Raw genomic sequence first — 23,008 nt, 5'->3', positions numbered from 1 at the left:
ACTCCCTCGCGTGACACGTTGCGGGCAGGTTGGCAAGATGGCCCGAGCGGTCGGCACGTCGCGGTAACAGGGAGGAAGCGTCTCGTGAGCAGCAGGCCATCCCGAGGCGCTGCTCGCCTCGCAGCCATACTGGACGCGCTTCCCGACGCGCTGGTCCTGGTCAACGCCAACGGAACGGTCGTCAACGCCAACACCATCGCCCTGGAGGCCTTCGAGACCCCGGGCACGGCGCTGGTCGGGCGCGGACTGCTGGATCTGCTGCCGCAGTTCGACTCCAAGCTCATCCCGGGGTCCATGCGGCGGCCCGACCACATCGATCCCCGCGCGCGCACCAAGCCGACGCGGATGATCGCCCGGCGGACCGACGGCGCGGAGTTCCCGGTCGAGGTCACCAGCGCGAACCTGGAGACCGGCCAGCAGGCGTACGACACCTACGGCTACACCGGCGACGAACTGCTGATGCTCGTCGTCCGCGACCTCTCCGGCACCGTCGACACCGAGGCGGAGCTGGCGCGGTCGCAGCGGCAGACCGAGATGATCCTGCGCGCCGCCTCCGAGGGCGTCGTCGGGACCGACACCGACGGGCGGATCGTCCTCGTCAACCCGGCCGCCGCCCAGATCCTGGGCTACCGGGCCGGTGAACTCGGCGGACGCGAGCTGCACACGCTCGTCCTGCACTCCCGCGCCGACGGCTCCCCCTTCCCGTACGACGAGTCCGCGCTCGCCGACACGCTGCGCTCCGGGCGCAAGCACCGGGTGCGCGGCCAGGTGCTCTACGCGAAGAACGGCGACCAGCTGCCGGTCGACCTGACGACCGCGCCGGTGCGCGACGGGGACCAGCTCGTCGGCGCCGTGATGACCTTCGCCGACCGGCGCCCCTTCGACGCGCTGGTCAAGGAGAAGGAGGACGCCGAGCAGCGGCACGCCGAGGAGCTGGAGCGGCTCGCCGAGGAACACGCCTCCGAGCTGACCGCCCTGCGCCAGAGTCACGTCACCGAGCTGGAGGAGCTGCGCGAGCGGCACGCGGAGGAACTCGCCGCGAACGAGGAGCGGTACGCCGCGCTCGGCGAGCGGGAGAAGGACCGCTACGAGGCCCTCGCCGCCCGGCACGACCAGTTGCTCACCCTGCTCGGGCAGTCCCTGCGCGGCCCGCTGGAGGAGCTGCGGCGGGAGCTGTCCGCGCTCGCCGCCGACGACGCCGGGCAGCTGTGGCCCGAGGCCAACCAGGTGCTCCACCACCTGTCGGCCGGTTACGCCCGGATCACCACCCTCATCGACAACGTCCTCGGCTACCAGCGGCTCGACGTCGGCACCGAGCAGGTGACGCGGACGAAGGTGATGCTGGACGCCGTCGTCGCCGCCGGGGTCGACGGCGCCGTGGAGCTGATCGGACCCGGGCGGGTGCAGTTCGCGGTGCACGCGCCGCCCATCGAGGCCGAGGTCGACCCGCGGCTGCTCGCGACGGCGCTGGCGCATCTCGTCGCCGATGTCGCGGGCGTCGACGCGACCGGCAACACGCCCGTGTCGGCGGGCGGGTACCTGGACAACACGGTCGTGGTCGCGGCGGCGCAGCGCGGTGAGGTTGTCCGCATCGAGGTGCGCGGGCCGTACAGCGGCGGCGACCCGGTGCACGAGCCGATCGTGCGCGGGATCGTCCGCGCGCACGGCGGTGTGCTCCAGACGCACGAGGTGCCGGGGATGAGCGGGAGCGCGTTCGTCCTGGAGGTGCCGATCGGGGGTGGAGCGGGGGCCGTCGCGGCCGCCCCGGCCGCCACCGTCGCCGCCATCGAGGCACCGGCATCGGTCGCGGAAGCGGCGGAAGCGGCGGGAGCGGGGGCGGGTACGGGTGCGGCTCCGGTTCCGGTACCGGCTACGGCTCCGGCTCCGGCTCCGGCTCCGGCGGCAACTTCGGTTCCGGCTTCGGCTTCGGCGCCGGTCGAGGAGGGCTCCGAGGCGGGTCCCGGTGGAGGGCGGCGGCGGGCACGGCGTGCCTCCGTGGACGCCTTCCTGGAGAGCGGGGTGCCGGGCCCGGACGACGGCACGGAGTCCGTTCCCACCGGGCGGCGCAGGCGCCGTGCGGCTGCCGCCGCCGAACCCGCGCCGGCCCCGCTTCCGGCTCAGGCGTCCGGTGAGGGCGCGGTGGTGTCCGGCGGTACCGGGCGGCGACGGGGCAGGCCGGCCGAGGACGCGGCGGCCGCCGCCGCGGGTACGGCCGGTGGCGCGGTCGGCGCCGAGGTCGAACTCGCCGGTTCCGGGGTGTCCGAGGGTGCCGTCGTCACCGCCGCCGAGCACGCGGCGGGGGCCGCCGCGTCGAACACGGGGCTGGGCGGGACCGTACCGCCGCAGGGTGTGCCCGCGCCGGCCGGGCCGCGTGCCCGGACCGGGTCCGGCGAACAGCACGCGCTGCCGCCGGCACTGCCCGCGCCGTCCGGCGGGAACGGGACGGGTGACGCGTCCCAGGCCGAGGTGCAACTGCATGTTCCGGCGCAGGCCTCCGGACAGGGACAGGCACAGGCGCAGGCGCAGACCGCGGGGCGGCGTCGGCGTGCGCTGGCCGCCGCCACGGAGCGGGCGGCGGCGCAGGAGGCCGCGCCCCGCACGGTGTTCGCGCTGCCGCCGGCCGAGGCGGACCAGGGGGAGCAGACGGGCTGGGCCGGACAGCCTGTACAAAGCACCCAGGCCGCACGGGCCGCACAGGCTCCGGAGGGCCCCACCGGCACCGGTGCCGGGCAACCGGGCGGGCCCGGGGCCGTCGCACCCGGTGACGCGCTGATCGACAACGGCCGGCACGACGCCGTACCGCAGGACCAGGCCGACGACCACACTCCGCCGCAGCCGCATCCCACCAGCGCGCCCACGGGCCGTCGCCGGCGGGCCGTCGGCCGGCCGACGGAGGACGCCGAGCAGGCGGAAGTCCAGACGTCGGCCGTCGAGGCAGCGGCCCCTCAGGTGCCGGGCGTGCAGGCGCCGTCCGGTCAGGCGCCGGGCGTGCAGGCGCCGGGCGTGCAGGCGCCTGGGGCTCCGGCGCAGTGGGGGGCAGTGCCGGGACAGGGCGCTCCGGTGCCGCCGCAGGGTGCTCCGGTTCCCGCCCAGGGCACGTCCGTACCGCCGCAGGGTGCGCCAGTACCGCCGCAAGGTGCTCCGGTTCCGGCCCAGGGTGCTCCGGTTCCGGCTCAGGGTGGTGCCTCCGTACCGCCGCAAGGCGTGTCCGTGCCCGCGCAGGGGCACGCTGATGTGCAGGGGCAGCGTCCCGCCGCGCAGCCGTTGCCCGCCGAGGCCCCGTCCGGGCAGGGCACCCCGCCGGACGGCACCCCCGCTCCGCAGCAGTGGCCCGCCGCCGGTGACACCTCCGGCGCCGGTACGCCCGTACCGCCGGTCCCGAGCCCGCCGCAGCCGACCCCCGCCACCGGCACCCCGCTGCCGCCCGAAGGCGCGCCGGCGCAGCGGGCCGCTCAGCCGTTGCCCGCGGAGGCCGCGGCGCCGGTGGATCCGAACTCGACGCAGGGCAGGGCGATCAGCGTGCGGACGCTGGGGCAGGGTGTGCCGTTCAACCGGCAGGCCGCTCAGGTCCAGCAGCCGCTGCCGTCGGCCACGCCTCCCCCGCACCAGCCCGGCGGTTCCGGCCGCCGCCGCAAGCTCGGTACGCGTCCCGACCCGGGCGCGGGCAACGAGCAGGGCGCCCGCCCGCACCCGTCGGCCGATCCCGCGCCCGCGGCCCCCTCCGCCCCGGCGGCGGCCCCGCAGCAGGAGCGGACCCCGGCCCAGCCCCAGCCGCAGCACTCGCCCGCCGGTCAGTCCCGGATCACACCGGCGACCGAGGGCACCGGACGCTCGTACGCCATAGGGGCGCCCGACGCGGATGCCGCCGAGGGTCCCGAGCCGCTGGACGGCCCGGGTGGCGCCGTCGAGGTGGCGGACCCCCCGCGTCCGCAGCCGATGGACGACGAGTTGCCGCCGGAACCGCTGGACAACCCGCGCCGACTGCTGGTGTGGCCCGCGCCGGACGTGTCCACGCAGCAGGCGCTGAGCGACCGCGGCTACCGGCCGGTGATCGTGCACTCGCGCGAGGAGGTCGACGCGCAGATCGCGGCCTTCCCCGCCGCGCTGTTCGTGGACCCGCTGACCGGGCCGATCACCCGTACGGCGCTCCAGTCGCTGCGCCAGGCCGCGGTGGCCGCCGAGGTGCCGGTGCTGGTCACCGCGGGGATCGGACAGGCGTCGCGGGATGCCGCGTACGGCGCCGATCCGGCCGTGCTGCTGAAGGCGCTGGCGCCGCGCGACAGCGAACAGCATCCGCCGCGCGTGCTGCTGATCGAGGAGCACGCGGAGATCGCGCTCGCGCTGACCGGCACGCTGGAACGGCGCGGGATGCAGGTCGCGCGGGCCGCGAGCGACGCCGACGCGGTGACGCTGGCGGGGCAGTTCCGGCCGAACCTGGTGGTGATGGACCTGATGCAGGTGCACCGGCGCCAGACCGGGGGCACCGGGATCATCGACTGGCTGCGGGCGAACGGACAGCTCAACCGCACCCCGCTCGTCGTCTACACGGCCGCCGTCGACCCGATGGACCTGCCTCGCCTGGCCTCCGGCGAGACGGTGCTGTTCCTCGCGGAGCGGTCCACCAGCGCGGAGGTGCAGGAACGGCTCGTCGATCTGCTCTCGCGGATCGGGGTCAACTGAGCGGGACCGCGACGGGTGAGGCGTAAGCCGTCCTGGTCGCCCGGCGCGGGCGGGGCGTCCGGTGTCGGGGGCGTCAGCGGGCGACCAGGCGGCGGGCCGCTTCCTTCACCGAGGCGCGCAGGCGTGCGGTGTCCTCCTCCGCGTCGCCGGTCAGGATGCGGCGCATCTGCGGGACCACGGCCGTCCAGTTGGCCAGCGCGGTCAGCAGGAACAGCAGGTCGCCCGGGGGGATGGCGTCGGTGACGACTCCGCGGTCCTGGCCGTCCTTCAGCGTGGCCACCTTGCGGACGTAGTGCTCCTGGCGTCCGCTCTCGTGGGGCAGTTGCTCGGTGCCGTACTCCAGGCCCTCCCAGAAGAGCAGGCGCAGCAGTTCGGGATGGGCCGCGTGGTAATCCATCAGGCGGTCGACCCAGCCCTCGATGTCGTCCGGGTCGACGGGGACGGACTCGGCGAGGTCCAGCATCTTCCGCTCCAGGACGGTCGCGAACAGCTCCGCCTTGTTGCCGAAGTAGGCGTAGATGAGCTGCTTGTTGGCCTTCGCCTCGGCCGCGATGCGGTCGATGCGGGCGCCGGCGATGCCGTGGCGGGCGAACTCGGTGACCGCCGCCTCGAAGATCCGGGCCTTGGTGGCCTCGGGGTCCCTGACTGCCATGGGGACAGGGTAGCGCGGCAAGTAACCAACCGTTTGGTTGACAGGGAATCGGGCGGCGTCCCAGACTGTTCTCCTCCCAGTCAACCAACCGGTTAGTTGTTAGAGCAGGCTCCAAGGGCCTCGAAGGGGTACCCAGCTCATGTCATCAGCGCCCAGCACCCCGACCCCCGCCGTCCGGCGGGGCGGCGGGTCATCGGCCGGACGGACACCCGGCGGGACCGGCACGTCCCGCGGTTCCGGTCCGTTCCTCGCGCTCATCGCCGTCTGCACCGCCGTGACGGCCGCCAACATCTACCTCGCCGCGCCGCTGCTCTCCCTGATCGCCCGCGACTTCGGCTCCACGCCGTCCGCCGTGGCCTGGATCGCCTCGGTCGCCCAGCTCGGCTACGCCGCCGGCCTGCTCTTCTTCGCCCCGCTCGGCGACACCGTCAACCGGCGCCGCCTGGTCACCGGCCTCACCCTGGTCACCACCGTCGCCCTGATCGCCAGTGCGGTCGCTCCCGGCACCGGGGCGCTGGCCACCGCCGTGTTCGTCGCCTCGGCCGCGACCGTCGTGCCGCAGCTCCTCGTCCCGCTGGTCGCCGCGCGCGCCCCGGCCGCGCGCCGCGCCCGCCATGTCGCGGCCGTGATCGCCGGCCTCTTCACCGGCATCGTCGCGGCCCGGGTCCTCGGCGGCCTCGCCGGGCAGGCCTTCGGCTGGCGGTGGGTCTTCGCGGGCGCGGCCGTGCTCACGCTCGCCCTGGGACTCGCCACGGCCCTCGTCCTGCCGTCCGAGCGACAGCCCCGGCACGGCTCCCTGTTCGGCGGTCTCACCGCGCTGCCCGGACTGCTGCGGCGCTCGCCCGACCTGTGGCGCGCATCGGTGCGGCAGGCAGGGATGTTCGGCGCGTGGAGCGCGCTGTGGACCTCGCTCGCGCTGCTGCTGACCGGCCCCGCCTACGGCCTGTCCACCGCCACCGCCGGACTCTTCGGCCTCTTCGGGCTCACGGCGAGCGCGGTCGCGCCGCTGGCGGGCGGGCTGGTCGACCGCTTCGGCGCCGCCCGGGTCGTCCGGGGGGCGTACCTGCTGGCGGCCGTCTCCGTGCCGCTGTTCTGGCTGGGCGGGCACGTCATCTGGGCGCTGTTCGTCGCCGCGGTCGCGATCCACGCGGCCCTGGTCGCCTCCCACGTCGCCAACCAGACCCTCGCCCTGACCACCACCTCCAGCCCCGCCACGGCCAACACCGCCTACGTCGTCTCCGGCTTCGCCGGCGGCGCCACCGCCTCGGCCCTCGCGGGCACCGCCTTCACCCACTTCGGCTGGGGCGGGGTCGCGGCGGTGGCCGGAGTGTGGCTGGCGCTGGGGTGGGGGCTCACGGCGGTACGGCGGGGGCGCCGGTGAGGGTGCGGGTGCGGGTGCGGTGCCGGTGCCCGGCGGCTCGGGGGTGAGGGGGAGCAGGGCGCTTCCCCCTCACCCGGCGTCCGGCGTCTGGCGTCCCTCACCCGGCGCCCGGCGCCCCGTGTCCGGCACCCCATGTCCAGCCCCGGCGCCCGCCGTTCACCATCGGGTTCACCGCCGCGCTCAGAGCCGCGCTCAGAGCCGGGTGATGTCCAGGGCGCCGTCGGCGTACTGCCTGCGCAGCACCTTCTTGTCGAACTTGCCCACGCTCGTCTTCGGCACCGCCTGGATCACCGTCCAGCGCTCCGGGAGCTGCCACTTGGCGATCCCGCCCTCGTCGGCGAGGAAGGCGCGCAGGGTGGTGAAGTCGGCGGTGGCGCCCTCCTTGAGGACGACCGTGGCCAGCGGGCGCTCGCCCCACTTGTCGTCCGGGACGGCGACCACGGCCGCCTCGGCGACGTCGGGGTGGGCCATCAGCGCGTTCTCCAGCTCGACCGAGGAGATCCACTCGCCGCCGGACTTGATGACGTCCTTGGCCCGGTCGGTCAGGGTCAGGAAGCCGTCGGCGCTGATGGTGCCCACGTCGCCGGTCTTCAGCCAGCCGTCCTCGCTGAACTTGTCGGCGGGGCGCAGGGGTTCGGCGTCGGGCCCGTTGTAGTAGGCGCCGGCGATCCAGGGGCCGCGCACCTCCAGCTCGCCCGCCGACTCGCCGTCCCAGGGCAGGCGTTCGCCGCCGGGGCCGGTGAGGCGGGCCTCGACACCGGCCGGGAAGCGGCCCTGGGTGAGACGGTAGGCGAACTCCTCCTCGGTGCCGACGGCCTTGGCCGGCGGGCGGGCGATGGTGCCGAGCGGGGAGGTCTCCGTCATGCCCCAGGCGTGGCAGACCCGCATGCCCAGCGCGTCGAACGCCTCCATCAGCGACGGCGGACAGGCCGAGCCGCCGATGGTGACCTGGGTGAGGGAGGAGACGTCCCGCGGCTTGGCGGTCAGCTCGGCGAGCAGGCCCTGCCAGATGGTGGGGACGGCGGCGGCGTGCGTCGGCCGCTCGCTCTCGATCATCTCGGCGAGCGGGGCGGGCTGCAGGAACCGGTCCGGCATGAGCAGGTTGACGCCGGTCATGAAGGTGGCGTGCGGCAGGCCCCAGGCGTTGACGTGGAACTGCGGGACCACGACCAGCGAGGTGTCCTGGTCGGTCAGGCCCATCGACTGGGCCATGTTGACCTGCATGGAGTGCAGGTAGATCGAACGGTGGCTGTAGACCACGCCCTTGGGGTCGCCGGTGGTGCCGGAGGTGTAGCACATGGCGGCGGCGGCCCGCTCGTCCAGCTCCGGCCAGTCGTAGGCGACGGGCTGCCCGGCGATCAGCTCCTCGTACTCGTGCACCCGCACGGTGGCGTCCGCCAGCGCGGAACGGTCACCGAGGCCGGCGACCACCACGTGCTCGACGGTCTTGAGGTGCGGCAGCAGGGGAGCGAGCAGCGGGATCAGCGAACCGTTGACGATGATCACCCGGTCGGCGGCGTGGTTGACGATCCACGCGAGCTGCTCGGCCGGGAGGCGGAGGTTCAGGGTGTGCAGGACCGCGCCCATGGAGGGGATCGCGAAGTACGCCTCGACGTGCTCGGCGTTGTTCCACATGAGGGTGGCGACGCGGTCGTCCCCGGTGACTCCGAGGTCGTCGCGCAGGGCGTGCGCCAGCTGGGCCGCTCGGGCGCCGATCTCGGCGTAGCTGCGGCGGTGCGGCCCGCCCTCGCCGGTCCAGGTGGTCACCAGTGAGCTTCCGTGAATGGTCGCCCCGTGGTCGAGGATCCTCGAGATCAGCAGCGGTACGTCCTGCATGGTGCTCAGCACGGCGTCCTCCTGGGCGACATCGCCTACGCGTCGGTACGGGTTGCGCTGATTCTGCGCACATACCGCGCGGTATGTCACTAGGGGAGCGGATGATCGATCACGCCCCGCCGGACGGCGTCTGCCCCGGGATGCCCCTCAGGACCGCCTCATGTGCGGACAAGTCCCAGTTCAGCGTCCTCGCGCAGCTTGCCGAGGGCCCTCGACACGGCGGACTTCACGGTGCCCACCGACACGCCGAGCACTTCGGCCGTCTGTACCTCGCTGAGATCCTCGTAGTACCGCAGCACGACCATCGCCCGCTGCCGCGCGGGGAGCCGCATGATCGCCCGCCACATCGCGTCGCGCAGCGCCTGCTGCTCGGCCGGGTCGTCGCCGGCCGGCACCGGGTCGGGCTCGGGCAGCTCGTCGCAGGCGAACTCGTCGACCTTGCGCTTGCGCCACTGCGACGTCCGTGTGTTCAGCAGGGCCCGGCGCACATAGCCGTCGAGCGCGCGGTGGTCCTCGATGCGCTCCCAGGCGACGTACGTCTTGGCGAGCGCGGTCTGCAGCAGGTCCTCCGCGTCGCTCGGGTTCCCGGTCAGCGACCGGGCGGTCCGCAGGAGCACCGGCTGCCGGGCCCTCATGTACGACGAGAACGACGGGTACGGAAGGGTCTGCGTCGCTGGGGCAGCGGCGTTCGAAGCGCGGGTGCAGACGGGTGTGGTCATGGCTCAACGCTATGAGCGGTGCCCCGTCCGGCGGATCGGCCGCAGGTCCCGAAGGCGACTCCCCCTCAGGTTGTAGGGGCGGGGTGCGCTGCACCTCCTGAAGGTGGACGAGCGGATGAGGGGTACTGCGGGTTGACCCCTGGGGGATGAGCCGGGTCCGCGGGCCGGGGCACCGGCGGGCCGCCCCCGGCGCCCCGGGTGACGCCGGGTGACGTCGGGTGACGCCGGGGCGCCGGTACCGAAGCACCGCCGCCCCGGGCGCCCTTCACCTCACGAAGCGCCCCACTAGGCACCCCACCAAGCACCCCGCGAAGCACCCACGAAGCACCCCGCGCCGGACCGCGGAGGGCGGTCGGCGCCCCTCACCTCACCACCACAGCGGGGTGAAGCCGATGGCCACGTTGCCGTCGCCCTGGTTGACGGTGGTGAACGCGGAGCCGGTGACCTGGGCGGTGTTGCTCTCGTTCGCGGCGCCGAAGCCGGTGGCCTGCTGCTGCCCGGTGGCCGAGTTGCCGAAGTTGTCGCCGCCGACGCCGCTGCCGAGGGCGTCGGCCTCGGAGCTCGTGGCCGTCGCGATCGATCCGTCGTCCGCGAGGGCGCCGTCGTCCGCGGCCGCGACGCCGGTGAAGAGGGCGGCCGCGAGCGGGAGCGCGGAGACGGCGGCGATGACACGGGCGGTACGGATGCTTGCCATGTTGTGTTCCCTCCAGAACCAAGGACGCACCGGCTTATGGCCGTCTGTGCGTGAAGTACGGCTGTCACCGGGACCGTTGACCCCCCGCCCCGGCGCTGTGCACGACGTCGCGGGATCAGAGTTGCCCACCGGATCCCCCGCGAACCACCCTGGAAGCCACTCTTCGCACGCAAGTGTGACAACACGTCGATAAACCCCGATACACCCCTTGCCTTGCCAGCCGTACCGCCAGGGACATCCCCAGCCCAGGCCCCGTACGAGGGGAAGCGTTCCGGCACCTCCCCCGCCGACGCCACCGCCCCGGCGCGCCGACCCCACGCCCCCTTCCCTTCATCGAACACTTGTACGAAAATGGCTCCATGGCCACCACCGACCGGCAGGCCACGACGCTGGCCCTCGCACACGCCCTGTCAGCCGCCGAACGCGGTCTGGCCGTCCTCCCCCTGTCCCGGACGAAGCTCCCGGCACTGCGCTCACCGCACCGCGACGATCCCGGCCCCACCCCCTGCCACGGCGAGTGCGGCCGCTTCGGCCACGGCGTCCACGACGCCTCCACCGACCCCGCCCGCATCCGCGCGCTCTTCGCCGCCGCACCCCGCGCCACCGGCTACGGCATCGCCTGCGGACTGCCCCCGCACCACCTCATCGGCGTCGACCTGGACACGAAGACCGGTACGGACGCCCCGGCCGCCCTGCACGAACTCGGCCTGCGCCACCTGTTCACGATCCCCGCCACGGTGATCGTCGTGACGCCCAGCGGCGGCCGCCATCTGTGGCTGAGCGGACCGCCGGACGTCGTCGTCCCCAACTCCGCGGGCCGCCTCGCCCCCGGCATCGACATCCGCGGCGCCGGCGGCTACCTGGTCGGCCCCGGCTCCCGTACGGACCACGGCACCTACACCACCGCCCCGGGCACCGCGCACCTGCCTCCCGCGCCCTGCCCGCCCGCCCTCCTCCGCCTGCTCCTCCCCCCGCCGCGGGCGCACCACCCGACGCCCCCGTCGGCCGGCGGACGCGGCCGCGGACTGGTCCAGTTCGTCCTCGCCGCGCACCGGGGCCAGCGCAACACCCGCCTGTTCTGGGCCGCCTGCCGTGCCTACGAGGACGGCATCGGGCCCACCCTGGCCGACGCCCTGGCCGACGCGGCCCGCACCACGGGTCTGTCGGAACGCGAGACCCGCGCGACGATCGCGTCCGCCGCGCGGATGACCGGCCACCATCCCTGAACAGCCACCGCCCCGGCCACCCCCGGCTCCCCCCACGAAATCCGAAAGACCGTGCATGCACCGCCGCCCTAGAGTGCCGACCATGGCACTCGCCCGCGTCGTCCTCGCCTCCGGCCGCTCCGTCGACCTCGCCGAACTGCGGATGTCGTCGACGTACGGCGGGATGCTGGAGGGCTACCCCTGCAAGCCGCTCAACGACCTGAGGATCAAGGGGCTGCTCCACACCGCCGAACGCGACTTCCCGGGAGCGCCGGTCCACCTGATCCCGCCCCCGCGCGAGTACCCCGACCAGTACGCGGGCGCGTTCGGTCCGGTGGAGGTGCTGCCCGCGGTGACCTGCGTGGGCAGCTTCCGCTCCGGGGCGCTCGACCCGGCCCACGACCGCGCCCTGTACCGCTCCCGCCTCACCGTGGTCTGGTTCCAGCCCACCCCGCGCGTGCCGTCGGACTGCGACGCGGAACCCGCCCTGCGGGAGGTGTCCTGGGAGCACCTGGCCACGGACGAGGAACTCTGACCGACCCCGCCCGCCTGTCCCAGCCCACTGCCGAAGGTTCCCGATGAACACCCCCGCCCCAGCCCCTGGTTCTGCCTCTGCCCCTGCCGGCCGCCTCGGACTGCTGCGCCGCCAGTTCGACCTGACCTGGTCGCTGATCGAGTACCACGTCGAGCGGCTGGAGCCCGAGGACTTCCTGTGGGAGCCCGCTCCCCTGTGCTGGACGGTCCGCAGATCCCCCGACGGGAGCTGGGTACCGGACTGGTCGGACACCGAGCCCGACCCCGTGCCCGTGCCCACCATCGCCTGGGTGAGCTGGCACATCGGCTGGTGGTGGAGCGTGACCCTGGACCACGCGCGGGGCCGGCGGCCCCGGGACCGCGCCGACATCACCTGGCCCGGCGCGGGCGCACCCACGGTGGAGTGGCTGCGCGGCCTGCGCTCGGAGTGGCTGGCCCTCCTGGACAACCTCACCGACACCGACCTCGACGCCACGGCCCGCTTCCCCCTGCCGGACGACCCCACGTACACCGTCGCCGACATGCTCGCCTGGGCCAACGCCGAACTGATGAAGAACGGGGCGGAGATCGGCCAGCTGCGCCTGCTGCGGGCCGCGTCCTGACCGGTGTCGGTGGTGGCTGCGATGCTCCCGGCATGACGCCTTGGACCCTGCTCGACCTCGACCGGGCCCTGCGGGCCTGCTGGGCCGCCGACACCTGCTCGCCCGACGACCTCGCCGACTGGCGGCCGGACAATCCGGCCCGGGGACACTGTGACCTCACCGCCCTGGTCGTCCATGACGTCTTCGGCGGCGACCTGGTGGTCGGCGAGGTCCACCTGGCCGGCTCCCCCCGCGGCTTCCACTGGTGGAACCGTCTGTCCAGCGGCGTCGAACTCGATCTGACGCGCGAGTAGTTCCGGGACGGCGAGACCATCACGGCCGCCCGCGTCGTCGCGCGCCCGCCGGGCCCTCTGCCGCGCCGTCAGGAGGAGTACCTCCTCCTGCGCCGGCGCGTCATCCGGCACCTCGGCCCGCTTCCCGAACCGGTGTGAGAAGGACCGCGCGGGGACCGTCCGCGCCCCTGCCGCCCCCACCCGCTCGCCCCGGCGGACGGGTGCCCCCACGCGGCAGGCCCCGGACCGGTGGGTCCGGGGCCTCCTCCGGTGCGTCGAAAGGTCCGTCAGCGGGTCTGTGCCCACACCGCCAGCAGACCCACTACGGCCGTACCGGCCCCGTAGCACGCGCCCCGGAGGAACTGGTCGGCCGCCACGGCGCGGCGTCGGGAGATCCACCGCACGACGTCGCTCGCCGCCCTGCCGCAGCGCGCCCCGGTGACGGACAGCCGTCGCCGGACGGCACCCCGCCGGCGCGGGGGCCCCGCCTGCTCCGTGGGACGCCCTGACCGGGCGCACCGTACTTTCATGGTGGTAACACCTGCCTTCCTCCTGGCTGTGATGGTGACTGGGACGCGGTGTGCTGGTGGGTCACGCGGGGCGTGGGGGTCAGTGGCCAGCGAGCGCCGGGACCGGGTGCGCGTCCTGGGCGGGGCGGATCACCTGGAAGGTGACCCGGCCGTCGGCGTCGACGCGGGCGCCGTACACGGCGGGTTCGGGCAGGCTGTTGTAGTGGAAGGGCGTGGAGAAGTAGTAGGCGCCGGTGTCCGGGACGACGACGAGGTCACCGACGTCGAGGAGGGGCAGCGCACGGTCGCGTGCCAGCAGGTCCCCGGCGAAGCAGCACGGGCCGGCGACGTCCTGCCGCACCGGCGGGCCCTGTTTGGCCCGGCCGTGGGGGTCGTGGGCCTCTATCCGCAGGGGCCAGGCGTCGGGGGCGAACACCGTGCGCGTGGCGACCTGGGCGCCCGCGTGGGTGATCGCGACGGGGCGCCCGCCGACGGTCTTGGTGTACTCCACGTACGCGGCCATGAAGCCGTTCTTGGCCAGCACGGACCGGCCGAACTCGGTGACGATCTCGTACGCCCCCGAGAACAGGGCCGGGGCGTGCTCGCGCAGGTGGTCCACGTAGGTGTCGAAGCCCGGCGTCGTCTCGTCGCTGTCGAAGTTGACCGGCAGGCCTCCCCCGATGTCGATGCCGGTGACCTGGCGGCGCCCGAGGTGGGCGTTGACCTCCTCGGCGAACTCCACGGCCTTCGCGATGCCCCGGGCGATCAGGGGCAGGGGGCAGCCCTGCGAACCGACGTGGGTGTGCACCCAGGTGAGCCAGGGGCGGTCCCGGTACGCCCGGAGCAGTCGCTGCCGGTTGCCCTCGTCCTCCAGCGGGATGCCGAACTTGGAGGTCGCGGTGGCCGTGCTCATGGCGGAGATCGATCCGCCGCCGACCTGGGGGTTGACGCGCACACCGATCCGTGAGGCCGAGGAGCGGGTCGCCAGGATGTCGTCCAGCCGCGCGAGTTCCTGGAAACTGTCCACGTTCACGGTGACCCCGAGGCTCAGCGCCCGGGCCAGTTCGGCCCGCGTCTTGGCCGGCGAGTCGAACACGATGTCCGCGGGCGCGAAGCCGGCCTCCAGGGCCTGGGCGAACTCACCGGCGCTGGCGACCTCGCAGCCCATGCCGTGCCGGCGCAGTTCCCCGAGCACGGGCACCAGGCAGTTCGCCTTGGCCGCGAAGGCGTGCAGGACCCGGAGGTCGGCGGGGAACGCGCCGCGCAGGGACGTGACGGTCTCGCGGACGCCGTCGAGGTCGACGAACCCGGCCAGTACGGCCGTCTCGGGCTCCAGGAGCCCCTGCTGTACGGCCGCCCGCAGGATCCGCTCGCGCCGGCCGGCCTTGTCGGAACCGCTCATCGTGCACCCTCCCTGAACCGGTCTGCACCGGGTCCGCACCGGGCTCTGCACCCGGGGTCTCACCGCCCACGCCTGCCGCGGGCGGTGAGACCAGACTCCCGTCGGGAGGGTGCGGGTGTCTTCGTCGGGAGTTCCGGTGTTGCGCCGCGCGGTTCTCACCGAGGAGCGAAACCGGGGAGGTGGCGCGCCCGCCGTTGTGCGCGCGCACGACGGAACCGCCCGTTCCTCGTGGTGACGCCCGAGGGAGCACGCTTCCGCCGGGGCGGCACCCGGGGCTCACGCCTCGCGGCCGTCCCCCCGGTCCAGGAGACGGAGTTGCAGCTGGGCGAGGAGCCGGGCGTCCGGGCTGCCGAGGTCGAGCCCGGACACCTCGGTGAGCCGGGTGATGCGGTGCCGCAGGCTATTCGCGTGCACCCCCAGCGCCCGGGCGGTGTCCGGCACATGACCGAAGTGGTCGAGGTAGGCCCGCAGGGTCCGCACCATGGTGCCCCCGCCCTGCCCGGCGTCGTACGCCACCAGGCGGGCCACCGGTGTCTCCGGCGCCGGCTCCGGTCCCGGCAGCGCGTCCAGCATCTGGTGCAGGGCGATCGTCTCGGCCACCTCGCTCGCGAACGCGACGGTGAGGGGCTCGCCCGCGTCGCCCTTCGCGGCCGTCGTGTCCGCCCTGCCCATCGTGAGCAGGGCCTTCAGCGCCAGGTCCGCCGACCGGCGCGACTCGGGCAGGCCCGCCAGCGCTTCGGCCACCGTGCCCAGCCCGATCCTCGCCTCCGGCCCGAACACGTCGGCCACCTGCCGGACCAGGGACTTCCCCAGGCGCGCCATCTGCTCGACGGCCCGCCGCCGGTCCTGAGGCAGCCCGCCCACCAGGACCAGCGCGCCCCGGTCGACCGGCACCACCACCGGCATGAGGCCGTCCGCGCCGCAGCGCACCGCCAGCAGGGCGCACAGCCTCGCGGTCCGCTCCCCCGTGCAGGAGGCTCCGGGACGTACCGCCAGGACCGCGCAGGGCCCGTGCGCCGGTATCCCGGTGCGCTCCGCCAGTACGTCGGCGGATCCCCGTCCGTCGAGCAGCGCGCGGGCCGCGTCCTCGACCAGCCGGGCGTGCGTGCGGTGCGACCGGTGGTGGAGCAGATGGGCGGCGGCCACCCGCGCCGCCGAGCGCAGCGTGTCGGCGGCGTGCGGCGGGAGTTCGCCGCCCGCGGCCGCCACCCAGATCGATCCCAGGATCTCCCCGCCCGCCCGGACGGCCACCACCAGGCGCTCGGGGTTCTCCCCGTGCGCCGGCCGGTGGATGACGTCGCCCGAGCCCCACAGCGCCCGGAAGAACCCGGCCTCCCGCATGGCGGCCACGCGCCATTCCGGCACCCGGCGGCCGAGGATCGTCAGCCGGCGCAACTCGTCCACGTCCTCCTTGGTGGACGAGTACGCCAGGACCCGGGACTCGACGTCCTCGATCGTCACCGCGCCGCCGACCAGCACCGCCACCGCGTCGGCCAGCCCGTTCAGGTCGCCCGGCGTCACGGCGGCCACGGCCGGGTCCGCGGGGACCCCGGACAGGACCAGACCGGCCCGCAGCGCGCCGACCAGCTCCGTCCAGCCGCACCACGCCGTCCGGAAGAGGACCGCCGTACCGGCCTCCTCGGCGGCCGCCCGCAGCGCGTCCGGGTGCCGCCCCGTCCTCACCGGCCCGAAGACCACCGCGGCCGCCCCCTCCCCGGCGGCCTGCCGCACCACGTCCACGGCGGCGGCCGACTGCGGATCGACGCCCACGGCCAGCAGTACCTGCCCGCGCGACCGCCCCGGCTCCAGGGGGTCCAGCACCATGACCCCCTCGACCACGGCCCCCGGTCCGCGCGGAGCCGGGCCCGGCTCCAGCACCCCGGCCCCCATGACCGCCAGCAGCTGCTCCAGCGTCGGCCCCGCCGCGGCGGCATCCCCCTGCCCGGCCCCTTCGTTCGGCACCATCCGGCCCCCCTCGAGTCGGTGCGTCGCGTGACGCTGAGTGTAGGGGGAGTCACGGGAACGGCGGGTTCGGTCCGCGTCGGTCATGTCCGGGGCAACTGCTACGATCCGGCCACTTGGCTGGGGGGTGTCCGGCGTCGGGTGCGCCGCGGGTGGTGACCTGCGGTGAGACGACGCGCGCGGAGCCTCTCCCCGTCGTCCCCCGATGTCCCCGGAGAGGTCCCGCATGGGCAGACGTGCGCTCGCACGAGGCGCCACCGCCGCCGCCGTTTCCTTCACACTCGCCGTCGGTCTCGGCCCGCTCACGGCCGGCGGCGCGCACGCCGCGACGGCCGGCACGGAGGTGGTCGTACCGGCCACCACCGCACAGCTTCCCGGGACGAGCCTGCTGAGCGCGGGACCCTCGGGATTCCTGCGGTACGAGCCCGGGCGCGGCCAGGTCTGGACGAGCTACGACGGTGTCGACACGGTCGTCGACGCGTCCGCCGCGGACGTGTACGGCGTCACGAGTTCCGGCGCGGGCTCGGACGTCGTCGCCCGCCACGACGTCTCCGCCAGGACCGTGACGCTGCGGGACATGACGTCCGGCGAGGTCCGCACCGTCCCGCTTCCCGAAGGGCACACGTACTTCAGCACCCTCGGGTCGACGGTCGTCACGACCTCGGGCAGGCCGGGCACCGACGCCGTGTGGCACCTGCTGGACCTCCGGGACGACGGCGGCGTCACCGACCGCACGGTGGAGGGCGTCCCCTCCGGCACCTATCTGTGGTCCCCCTCGTCGCTGGGCGACGCGCGCGGACAGGTCGTGCGGTACCGCAAGGGCGATGACGTCTTCACCGGCTGGCTGGACGTCGAGCAGGGGCGCCTGACGGTCCTGCCCCACGAGGTGCAGTCGTGGTACTACCTCGTCGCGCTCAGCCCCACCCACCTGGTGTGGTGGTACGACGGCACCCTCCACGTCGCCTCCCGCCAGGACCCGGCCGCCGCCCCGCGGACCATGCCGCTCGCCGATGTCGGGCAGGTGCTGGGCCTGGTCGGCGACACCGTCCTGGTGGCCCGGTACGACGCCTCCCTGGGCCGCGCCGACCTCGGCCTGCCGGTCTGGCGCGTCGACGCCGTCCCCCTCGACGGCTCCGCCCCGCGGACCCTGCTGGCCAGGACGTCGAAGCAGGCCGTGCCGACCCCGGACGGCGGGCTCCTGGTGCCGGGCGGTGACAGCACGGACCGGTGGGGCGTCTCCCTCGTCGAGCCCGCCGAGGGCGGCGGGGTCACCGTGCGCAGGGTCGCGGACGCGTACCCCCGGCAGGTCGTCCACACGGTCTCCCAGCTCACCCTCGCCCAGGGCCGGTTGACGACCGTGGAGGAGGACCCCGTGGGGCAGTGGACGTATCTCCACAGCCGGGACACCGGTGTGACCGGCTCCCCTTCGGTGGGGACACGCACCCAGCGCGGCCGGGTCACGCAGGAGAGCGCCCCGGACGGCCGTCCGCGCGTCCTCGACACCGGTGACGGCCGGACGGTCGTCTCGGGCCACGGCACCACCGTCGCCGAGCAGCCCCGTCTGCTCGGCCCCACCCAGTCGTTGCCCGGCACCCGCGTCGACAGCTCCCGCGTCTACGCGTACGCGGCCGCCGCCAACGGCCGTTTCGCCGCCCTGACCAGGCCGTACGACAGCAGCGGCGCGGCGGAGACCCGGGTCGTCGACCTCGACTCCGGGCGCACGGTGTTCACGACGACGGACACCGTGCGGGCGATGTGGGGCACCACCCTGTGGGTGATGTCCGGCAACGACACCGTGGTCCCCGTCGACCTGGTGACCGGACAGCGGGGCGAGCCGGTGTGGTTCGGGCGCGGCTGCCTGCTGAACGACTTCCAGGCGGTCGGCCGGTGGCTGCTGTGGAACTGCGTGCTCGGCTCGGAGGGCCAGGGCGTCTACGACACCGTCACCAAGCGGAACCTGACGCTCGTCTCCGGGTCCGGCTGGGAGCAGGCACAGCTCGGCGACGGCTTCGTCGCGACCGTCGAGGCCGGACGGCTCAAGGTGATCGACGTCCGGGGCGGGACGCCCGTGGCGCACACCGCCGGGGCGTTCGAGGGGAACTCCTGGGACGTCGACCCGTACACCGGCGTGATCGCCCAGCTCCGCTCCGACGACTCCGTCCGCCTGACCCCCAGCGGCGTCCCCGTCTCCGCCCTCGTGCAGCGCGACGCGACGGTCGCCGGCTCGGTGGACGTCAAGGGCGGTGCCACGCAGTGGAGCCCCAAGTGGTGGCTGAACAAGCCCGCGGCCTCCTGGAAGCTCGTGCTCGGCAACAAGGCCGGCGGTGCGGTCGTCCGCACGCTCTCCGGCGGCACGGCACGCGGTGTGGTGAGCACGGCGTGGAACGGCAAGGACGGCTCCGGCCGGCTGGTGCCCAACGGCACCTACACCTGGACGCTGACCGTCACCCCCGCGGATGGACAGGGCGCGGCCCTGACGAGGACCGGGACGGTGCGGGTCACCGGCGCGGCGGCGGTCCAGCGCGACTTCGTCGGGTCGGACGGCTTCGGCGAGTTGGTGACCCTGAACGGCTCGGGCGGGCTGACGTACCAGTACGGGACGGGGACGGGAACGTTCACCGGGAAGCGGACGGGTTCCGGATGGCCGACGACCGTCAAGGCCGTGCCCTTCGGCGACCTGAGCGGTGACCGGTGCAACGACGTGCTCGTGCGGTTCAGCAGCGGCGCCCTGCGCGCCTACCGTCCCGCGTGCGGTGCGGAGGTGACGCCGTCGACCGCGTACACGTCGCTGGGCACCAGCGGCTGGAACCAGTACGACGTGCTCACCTCGCCCGGGGACCTCAGCGGTGACGGTCGGGCGGACCTGATCGCCCGCCACGCCTCGACCGGGGACATCTACCTCTACAAGGCGACGAGCACGGGGAAGCTCTCGGCGAAGGTGAGGATCCGGTCCGGCTGGACGGGCTACAAGAAGGTCGTGGGCGTCGGCGACCTCAACGGCGACGGCCACGGCGACCTCCTGGCGCAGGACAGGTCGAACGAACTGTGGCGCTACGACGGCACGGCCACCGGCCAGTTCAAGAACCGGGTGAAGGTCTTCGACGACTGGGGCTCGTCGTACAACGTGATCGTGGGCGTGGGCGACATCACCGGTGACGGCAGGGCGGACCTCGTCTCCCGCGACACCTCCGGCAACGCATGGCGCAACAACGGCAACGGCAAGGGCTCCTTCGGCAGCCGCACGAGGATCGCCACCGGCTGGCAGGGTTACAAGGGCCTCTTCTGACCCCACCCGCCCGACCCCCGTCGCCCGGACACACGAACGGCCCCCGACCCTGAACCCAGGTCGGGGGCCGTTCCCCGTGCTCATCGCGCGGAGGCGGTGGGATTTGAACCCACGGTGACATCGCTGCCACGACGGTTTTCAAGACCTTTCGGCGATCACGGCCGTTGTCCGCTGCGCCGCAGGTCAAACGCTTGCAGGCATGCCCGCGGAGCCGTCGCCGTCGTCTTCGTGCCCCCTACGTGCCCCATGGGGTGCCATCGTGCCCGCTGAACCACGCGTCGGAGGCTTCCGCCACCTGGTCGTCGCGGCCGGCGACCGGGCGGGCGTAGTGCCGGGTGGTGACGCTCGCGTTCAAGTGGCCGAGACAGTACACGGCGGTCATGACGCCGTACCGGTCGGCATCCGTCGAAGTGGCGAACGTGCGATCCCCCTACCGCTCCCGCGGACCTGGACAAGGTCGCGGCCGAGCTGAACAGCCAGCCACGCAAGCCGCTCAGCTGGGAAACCCCGACCGAGCGGCTTCCAGGACGCTGTAAACACAGCCCCGCCCGCAGCCTTCGCAGACCGCGGGCGGGGCTGTGGGCGCTGAGCCCGAGGTCGTCAGACGTCCAGCAGGTGGACCGTGACCGACCCGTCGGGGCCGGAGATGGTGTAGTCGCCGGGACCGTCGACCGGCACGCAGCCGTCGGCGAGGATGTCGTCGCGGTTGATGCCGGTGTCGTCCTCGCCCACCTGGGCGCACAGCTCGGTGACGGGGTGGTCGACGAACCTGAACGCGTAAGGGCCGTCGTCGGGATAGCGCGGCAGGGTGGGGGTGTTGATGTCGACGTCCGGGTGCTCCCACAGCGCGGTCTGCTGGAGCCAGGGGGACTGCACCCAGATCCGTCCGTAGGGCTCGGGCAGGTTGTTGTTGTCTTGCTCTTGGGGATTGGAGAAGTCGATCGAGTACAGGACGGGGCCAGGCGCAGACGCCTGCGCTGAGGTGGCCGCCCCACCGAGCAGCAGCAGTGCTGCCGAGGCAACCACCGCCAGTCGGCCCACGGAGTTGAGTCGCATACCCTCTCCCTTTTCGCTTTCCGTAGTCAACTGACTACGAAGAGGCACATTAGAAGAAGGAAAGCGTGCTCTTCCGGGAGCGATGGTTAAACCACTCAGGGGACTGACTCGGGAGCCACGGCGCAAAACGTGCACGCCTCCCGGCGCATCGTGAAGTACGCGTACGGATTCCAAGACCTTTCGGCGATTACGGTCGTCGTCCGCTACGAGGCAGGTCAGGCACGTGCGGGCACTCCCATAGACCCGTCACCGTAATCGTCGCGCCCCCTACGTGCCCCATGGGATGCCATCGTGCCCGCTGAACCACGCGTCGGAGGCTTCGGCCACCTGGTCGTCGCGGCCGGCGACCGGGCGGGCGTAGTGCCGGGTGGTGACGCTCGCGTTCTAGTGGCCGAGGCGGTGCGCGGCGGTCATGACGCCGTACCGGTCGGCGACCCACGTGCCGTGGGAGGCCCGGAGGTCGTGCGGAGTCACGTCGGTCAGGCCGGCCGCCGAGACGGCAGGGTCGAAGTACGCCTTGCGCCACTGGTTGTAGCGCAGCGGCTTGCCCGCGGGCGTGGTGAACAACAGCGCGTCTTCCCCGCCGGGCAGCTCCTCGAGGTAGGCCCCGAGGCGCTTCGCCAGGGAGGGTGCCAGCCGCAAGAGCCGCTTCTGATGAGACTTCGGGGTGTCGAAGACGAGGGCGCCGTTCGCTTCGGCCAGGTTCTCGTCGACCAGGAGGAAGCCGCCGGCGACGTCCACGTCCGAGCGCCGAAGCGCGAACGCCTCTCCCACCCGCAGACCGGCGAAGGCGAGCAGTGCGATCAGCAAGTCGTGCGGCTTCTCGGCAGTGCGGACGATGCGCGAGGCTTCCAGCGGCGTGACGATGTGCGGTTCGGTCTGCGGCATGCGCGGAAGCCGGACACCACGGCACGGAGTCTGTGGGATCAGGTCGTTGTCCACGGCGGACGCCATGATCTGCGACAGCACCCGGTACGCCTGGCGGATGCGCGAAGCGCTCAGACCCTCGGTACGCATCGCGGCCACCCACTCAGTAACCGTGATCGGCCGCAGACTCGACAACTCCCGGTCGCCGAGCGCCGGGTTGATGCGTGAGTTGATCAGCGAACGGTACGTCGCTTGTGTCTTGTGCTTCAGCTGCGGAGCGACGGCGGCCAGCCAGCGAGCGGACCAGTCCCGCACGGTCGTCCGCCCCTCGGCGGGGTCAAGCCAGCGGCCCTCTTCGATTTCGATGCGCTTCCGCATGAGCCACCGGTCGGCATCCGTCGACGTGGCGAACGTCCGATCCGCAGGTCGAAGCACACCGTCCGGCCCCGAGGGGAAAATATGCGAAACTAAGGGCGGAACTTTTCGGTGCCAACTACAGGGATGACCCCTTCACCATCGAGGGATTTGAGAGTACCCATCAACCTCCCTTGCGCCCAACTGTTCCACGATTTCGCGATGAGATTGTAGGAAGTGCGGCGTCCTGCGCTTGTACCCAGCAGCACGCGCTCGCGAAAGAACCGGTTCCTAAGCACTAGGCGAGGGTCCTTCTGGTCCATATTCGCCCCCGAGATCAGGCCGTTCGCCCAATCTTCAATTTTATCTGCATAATCCGTTCGGGCGGCTTGCGCGAGGACCACGAGATGGGTCGGTTGATTAATTCCAGAAGCCCTATAGGCAGCGGCGGCAATCGGCGCCATCGTTTTAAGTTCTGGCCAGGCTGCCACCGCTTTGAGAATGTCAGAAGTCGCTGCTCTCGTATCATAGAATCCGTCGAAGAGCGTGACAGGGTCCCACATCTTATACATCTGCCCGATGATTCGAGCGGCAGCCGCCACAATCACGCGGTGAGGAATTTTAAGTAGCTGCGCCGCCTGCCTGCGCTGGCCAGAGTCTAGGACATCGAATGTCTCAGCGTCACAGGACGGAATAACGAGCATCTCGACCGAAACGCCTGAAATCTTAATCCCCATCAGGCGATGCTGGCCATCTAGCAGCATTCCACTTTTATCGAAGGCAATCCCCTGATGGGTTGTCCTCCATGCGCCACTTGCCATTGCCTTGGCGTAGCGCTCGTAGGCCGTGTCAGATAGAACGCGATTATGTGCCGGGTTGCAATGAGCCAACCAAAGTTCGGCCATCTCGGGAGTAATGGTCATGTACTTAGGTCCTGTTGGCAGGGCAGGGAGATCGATCATGGTGGGCGCGCAGTCCGTCCTTCTAGAGTAGACCT

Annotated in this window: 15 protein-coding genes, 1 tRNA gene and 2 pseudogenes; 7 read left to right on the top strand and 11 right to left on the bottom strand. The window is 73.0% G+C overall.

Annotated elements, in window-relative coordinates; all coding sequences use genetic code 11:
- Positions 1-84: 84 nt before the first annotated feature.
- Positions 85-4,680 (top strand): hybrid sensor histidine kinase/response regulator, encoded by a 4,596-nt coding sequence (locus FHX78_RS17630; protein WP_145868404.1) that lies wholly within the window; start codon positions 85-87, stop codon positions 4,678-4,680.
- 73 nt (positions 4,681-4,753) lie between these two features.
- Here the strand turns inward: FHX78_RS17630 and FHX78_RS17625 are convergent, their stop codons facing one another.
- A complete protein-coding gene (locus FHX78_RS17625) occupies positions 4,754-5,332 on the bottom strand; it encodes a TetR/AcrR family transcriptional regulator (RefSeq protein WP_145868403.1) in 579 nt (192 codons plus the stop codon).
- A 139-nt stretch (positions 5,333-5,471) separates the two neighbouring features.
- On the opposite strand from FHX78_RS17625, the gene FHX78_RS17620 reads away from it, so the two are divergent.
- The gene (locus FHX78_RS17620) at positions 5,472-6,713 is read left to right on the top strand and encodes an MFS transporter (protein WP_145868402.1); all 1,242 of its coding nucleotides are present in this window, start codon (positions 5,472-5,474) and stop codon (positions 6,711-6,713) included.
- Between the two features lie 192 nt (positions 6,714-6,905).
- Here FHX78_RS17620 and FHX78_RS17615 read toward each other — a convergent pair whose 3' ends face one another.
- The 3 genes from FHX78_RS17615 to FHX78_RS17600 all read right to left on the bottom strand — a co-directional run bounded on the left by FHX78_RS17615 (position 6,906) and on the right by FHX78_RS17600 (position 9,962).
- On the bottom strand, positions 6,906-8,561 hold the full coding sequence (locus FHX78_RS17615) for a long-chain fatty acid--CoA ligase (RefSeq protein WP_189908706.1): 1,656 nt from the start codon (positions 8,559-8,561) through the stop codon (positions 6,906-6,908).
- Between the two features lie 146 nt (positions 8,562-8,707).
- Positions 8,708-9,268 carry a SigE family RNA polymerase sigma factor gene (locus FHX78_RS17610; protein WP_145868401.1) on the bottom strand — a complete coding sequence of 187 codons (561 nt, stop codon included), beginning with the start codon at positions 9,266-9,268 and terminating at the stop codon, positions 8,708-8,710.
- A 367-nt stretch (positions 9,269-9,635) separates the two neighbouring features.
- Positions 9,636-9,962, bottom strand: coding sequence for a hypothetical protein (locus FHX78_RS17600; RefSeq protein WP_145868399.1), 327 nt, complete (start codon positions 9,960-9,962; stop codon positions 9,636-9,638).
- A 359-nt stretch (positions 9,963-10,321) separates the two neighbouring features.
- Between FHX78_RS17600 and FHX78_RS17595 the strand changes: the two genes are divergently transcribed.
- From FHX78_RS17595 to FHX78_RS17580, 4 genes are all read left to right on the top strand, one after another.
- Positions 10,322-11,188 (top strand): bifunctional DNA primase/polymerase, encoded by an 867-nt coding sequence (locus tag FHX78_RS17595; protein WP_145868398.1) that lies wholly within the window; start codon positions 10,322-10,324, stop codon positions 11,186-11,188.
- Positions 11,189-11,270: 82 nt separating this feature from the next.
- Positions 11,271-11,702: a hypothetical protein gene (locus tag FHX78_RS17590; RefSeq protein ID WP_145868397.1), complete on the top strand. Its 432-nt coding sequence runs from the start codon at positions 11,271-11,273 to the stop codon at positions 11,700-11,702.
- A gap of 43 nt (positions 11,703-11,745) precedes the next feature.
- Positions 11,746-12,303: a DinB family protein gene (locus tag FHX78_RS17585; RefSeq protein WP_145868396.1), complete on the top strand. Its 558-nt coding sequence runs from the start codon at positions 11,746-11,748 to the stop codon at positions 12,301-12,303.
- Between the two features lie 32 nt (positions 12,304-12,335).
- Positions 12,336-12,596 (top strand): YunG family protein, encoded by a 261-nt coding sequence (locus tag FHX78_RS17580; RefSeq protein ID WP_425282233.1) that lies wholly within the window; start codon positions 12,336-12,338, stop codon positions 12,594-12,596.
- A gap of 588 nt (positions 12,597-13,184) precedes the next feature.
- Here FHX78_RS17580 and FHX78_RS17575 read toward each other — a convergent pair.
- Together FHX78_RS17575 and FHX78_RS37955 are read right to left on the bottom strand one after the other, a co-directional pair.
- Positions 13,185-14,486 carry a type III PLP-dependent enzyme domain-containing protein gene (locus tag FHX78_RS17575; RefSeq protein WP_145868395.1) on the bottom strand — a complete coding sequence of 434 codons (1,302 nt, stop codon included), beginning with the start codon at positions 14,484-14,486 and terminating at the stop codon, positions 13,185-13,187.
- Positions 14,487-14,762: 276 nt separating this feature from the next.
- Positions 14,763-16,451 (bottom strand): PucR family transcriptional regulator, encoded by a 1,689-nt coding sequence (locus tag FHX78_RS37955; protein WP_145868394.1) that lies wholly within the window; start codon positions 16,449-16,451, stop codon positions 14,763-14,765.
- Between the two features lie 223 nt (positions 16,452-16,674).
- Between FHX78_RS37955 and FHX78_RS17565 the strand changes: the two genes are divergently transcribed.
- The gene (locus FHX78_RS17565) at positions 16,675-19,734 is read left to right on the top strand and encodes an FG-GAP-like repeat-containing protein (RefSeq protein WP_145868393.1); all 3,060 of its coding nucleotides are present in this window, start codon (positions 16,675-16,677) and stop codon (positions 19,732-19,734) included.
- A gap of 88 nt (positions 19,735-19,822) precedes the next feature.
- Here the strand turns inward: FHX78_RS17565 and FHX78_RS36810 are convergent.
- From FHX78_RS36810 to FHX78_RS17545, 5 genes and pseudogenes are all read right to left on the bottom strand, one after another.
- Positions 19,823-19,904, bottom strand: a tRNA-Ser gene (locus FHX78_RS36810).
- 13 nt (positions 19,905-19,917) lie between these two features.
- Positions 19,918-20,134 (bottom strand): annotated as a pseudogene (locus FHX78_RS17560) (tyrosine-type recombinase/integrase); the annotation flags it as partial.
- A 200-nt stretch (positions 20,135-20,334) separates the two neighbouring features.
- Positions 20,335-20,790 carry a hypothetical protein gene (locus FHX78_RS17555; RefSeq protein ID WP_145868392.1) on the bottom strand — a complete coding sequence of 152 codons (456 nt, stop codon included), beginning with the start codon at positions 20,788-20,790 and terminating at the stop codon, positions 20,335-20,337.
- Positions 20,791-21,005: 215 nt separating this feature from the next.
- A pseudogene (locus FHX78_RS17550) lies at positions 21,006-22,104 on the bottom strand (tyrosine-type recombinase/integrase); the annotation flags it as partial.
- A gap of 20 nt (positions 22,105-22,124) precedes the next feature.
- On the bottom strand, positions 22,125-22,934 hold the full coding sequence (locus FHX78_RS17545; protein WP_229924122.1) for a hypothetical protein: 810 nt from the start codon (positions 22,932-22,934) through the stop codon (positions 22,125-22,127).
- Positions 22,935-23,008 lie beyond the last annotated feature (74 nt).

It is taken from the genome of Streptomyces capillispiralis (assembly GCF_007829875.1).
In the GTDB taxonomy this organism is placed as follows: Bacteria; Actinomycetota; Actinomycetes; order Streptomycetales; family Streptomycetaceae; genus Streptomyces; species Streptomyces capillispiralis.
This window is presented reverse-complemented; position numbering and strand designations above follow the sequence as displayed.

Coding starts and splice junctions, on each gene's coding strand:
- FHX78_RS17595 (WP_145868398.1), top strand. CDS start 10,322: ATGGCCACCACCGACCGGCAGGCCACGACGCTGGCCCTCGCACACGCC.
- FHX78_RS17610 (WP_145868401.1), bottom strand. CDS start 9,268: ATGACCACACCCGTCTGCACCCGCGCTTCGAACGCCGCTGCCCCAGCG.
- FHX78_RS17555 (WP_145868392.1), bottom strand. CDS start 20,790: ATGCGACTCAACTCCGTGGGCCGACTGGCGGTGGTTGCCTCGGCAGCA.
- FHX78_RS17565 (WP_145868393.1), top strand. CDS start 16,675: ATGGGCAGACGTGCGCTCGCACGAGGCGCCACCGCCGCCGCCGTTTCC.
- FHX78_RS17620 (WP_145868402.1), top strand. CDS start 5,472: ATGTCATCAGCGCCCAGCACCCCGACCCCCGCCGTCCGGCGGGGCGGC.
- FHX78_RS17585 (WP_145868396.1), top strand. CDS start 11,746: ATGAACACCCCCGCCCCAGCCCCTGGTTCTGCCTCTGCCCCTGCCGGC.
- FHX78_RS17625 (WP_145868403.1), bottom strand. CDS start 5,332: ATGGCAGTCAGGGACCCCGAGGCCACCAAGGCCCGGATCTTCGAGGCG.
- FHX78_RS37955 (WP_145868394.1), bottom strand. CDS start 16,451: ATGGTGCCGAACGAAGGGGCCGGGCAGGGGGATGCCGCCGCGGCGGGG.
- FHX78_RS17545 (WP_229924122.1), bottom strand. CDS start 22,934: ATGACCATTACTCCCGAGATGGCCGAACTTTGGTTGGCTCATTGCAAC.
- FHX78_RS17590 (WP_145868397.1), top strand. CDS start 11,271: ATGGCACTCGCCCGCGTCGTCCTCGCCTCCGGCCGCTCCGTCGACCTC.
- FHX78_RS17600 (WP_145868399.1), bottom strand. CDS start 9,962: ATGGCAAGCATCCGTACCGCCCGTGTCATCGCCGCCGTCTCCGCGCTC.
- FHX78_RS17575 (WP_145868395.1), bottom strand. CDS start 14,486: ATGAGCGGTTCCGACAAGGCCGGCCGGCGCGAGCGGATCCTGCGGGCG.
- FHX78_RS17580 (WP_425282233.1), top strand. CDS start 12,336: ATGACGCCTTGGACCCTGCTCGACCTCGACCGGGCCCTGCGGGCCTGC.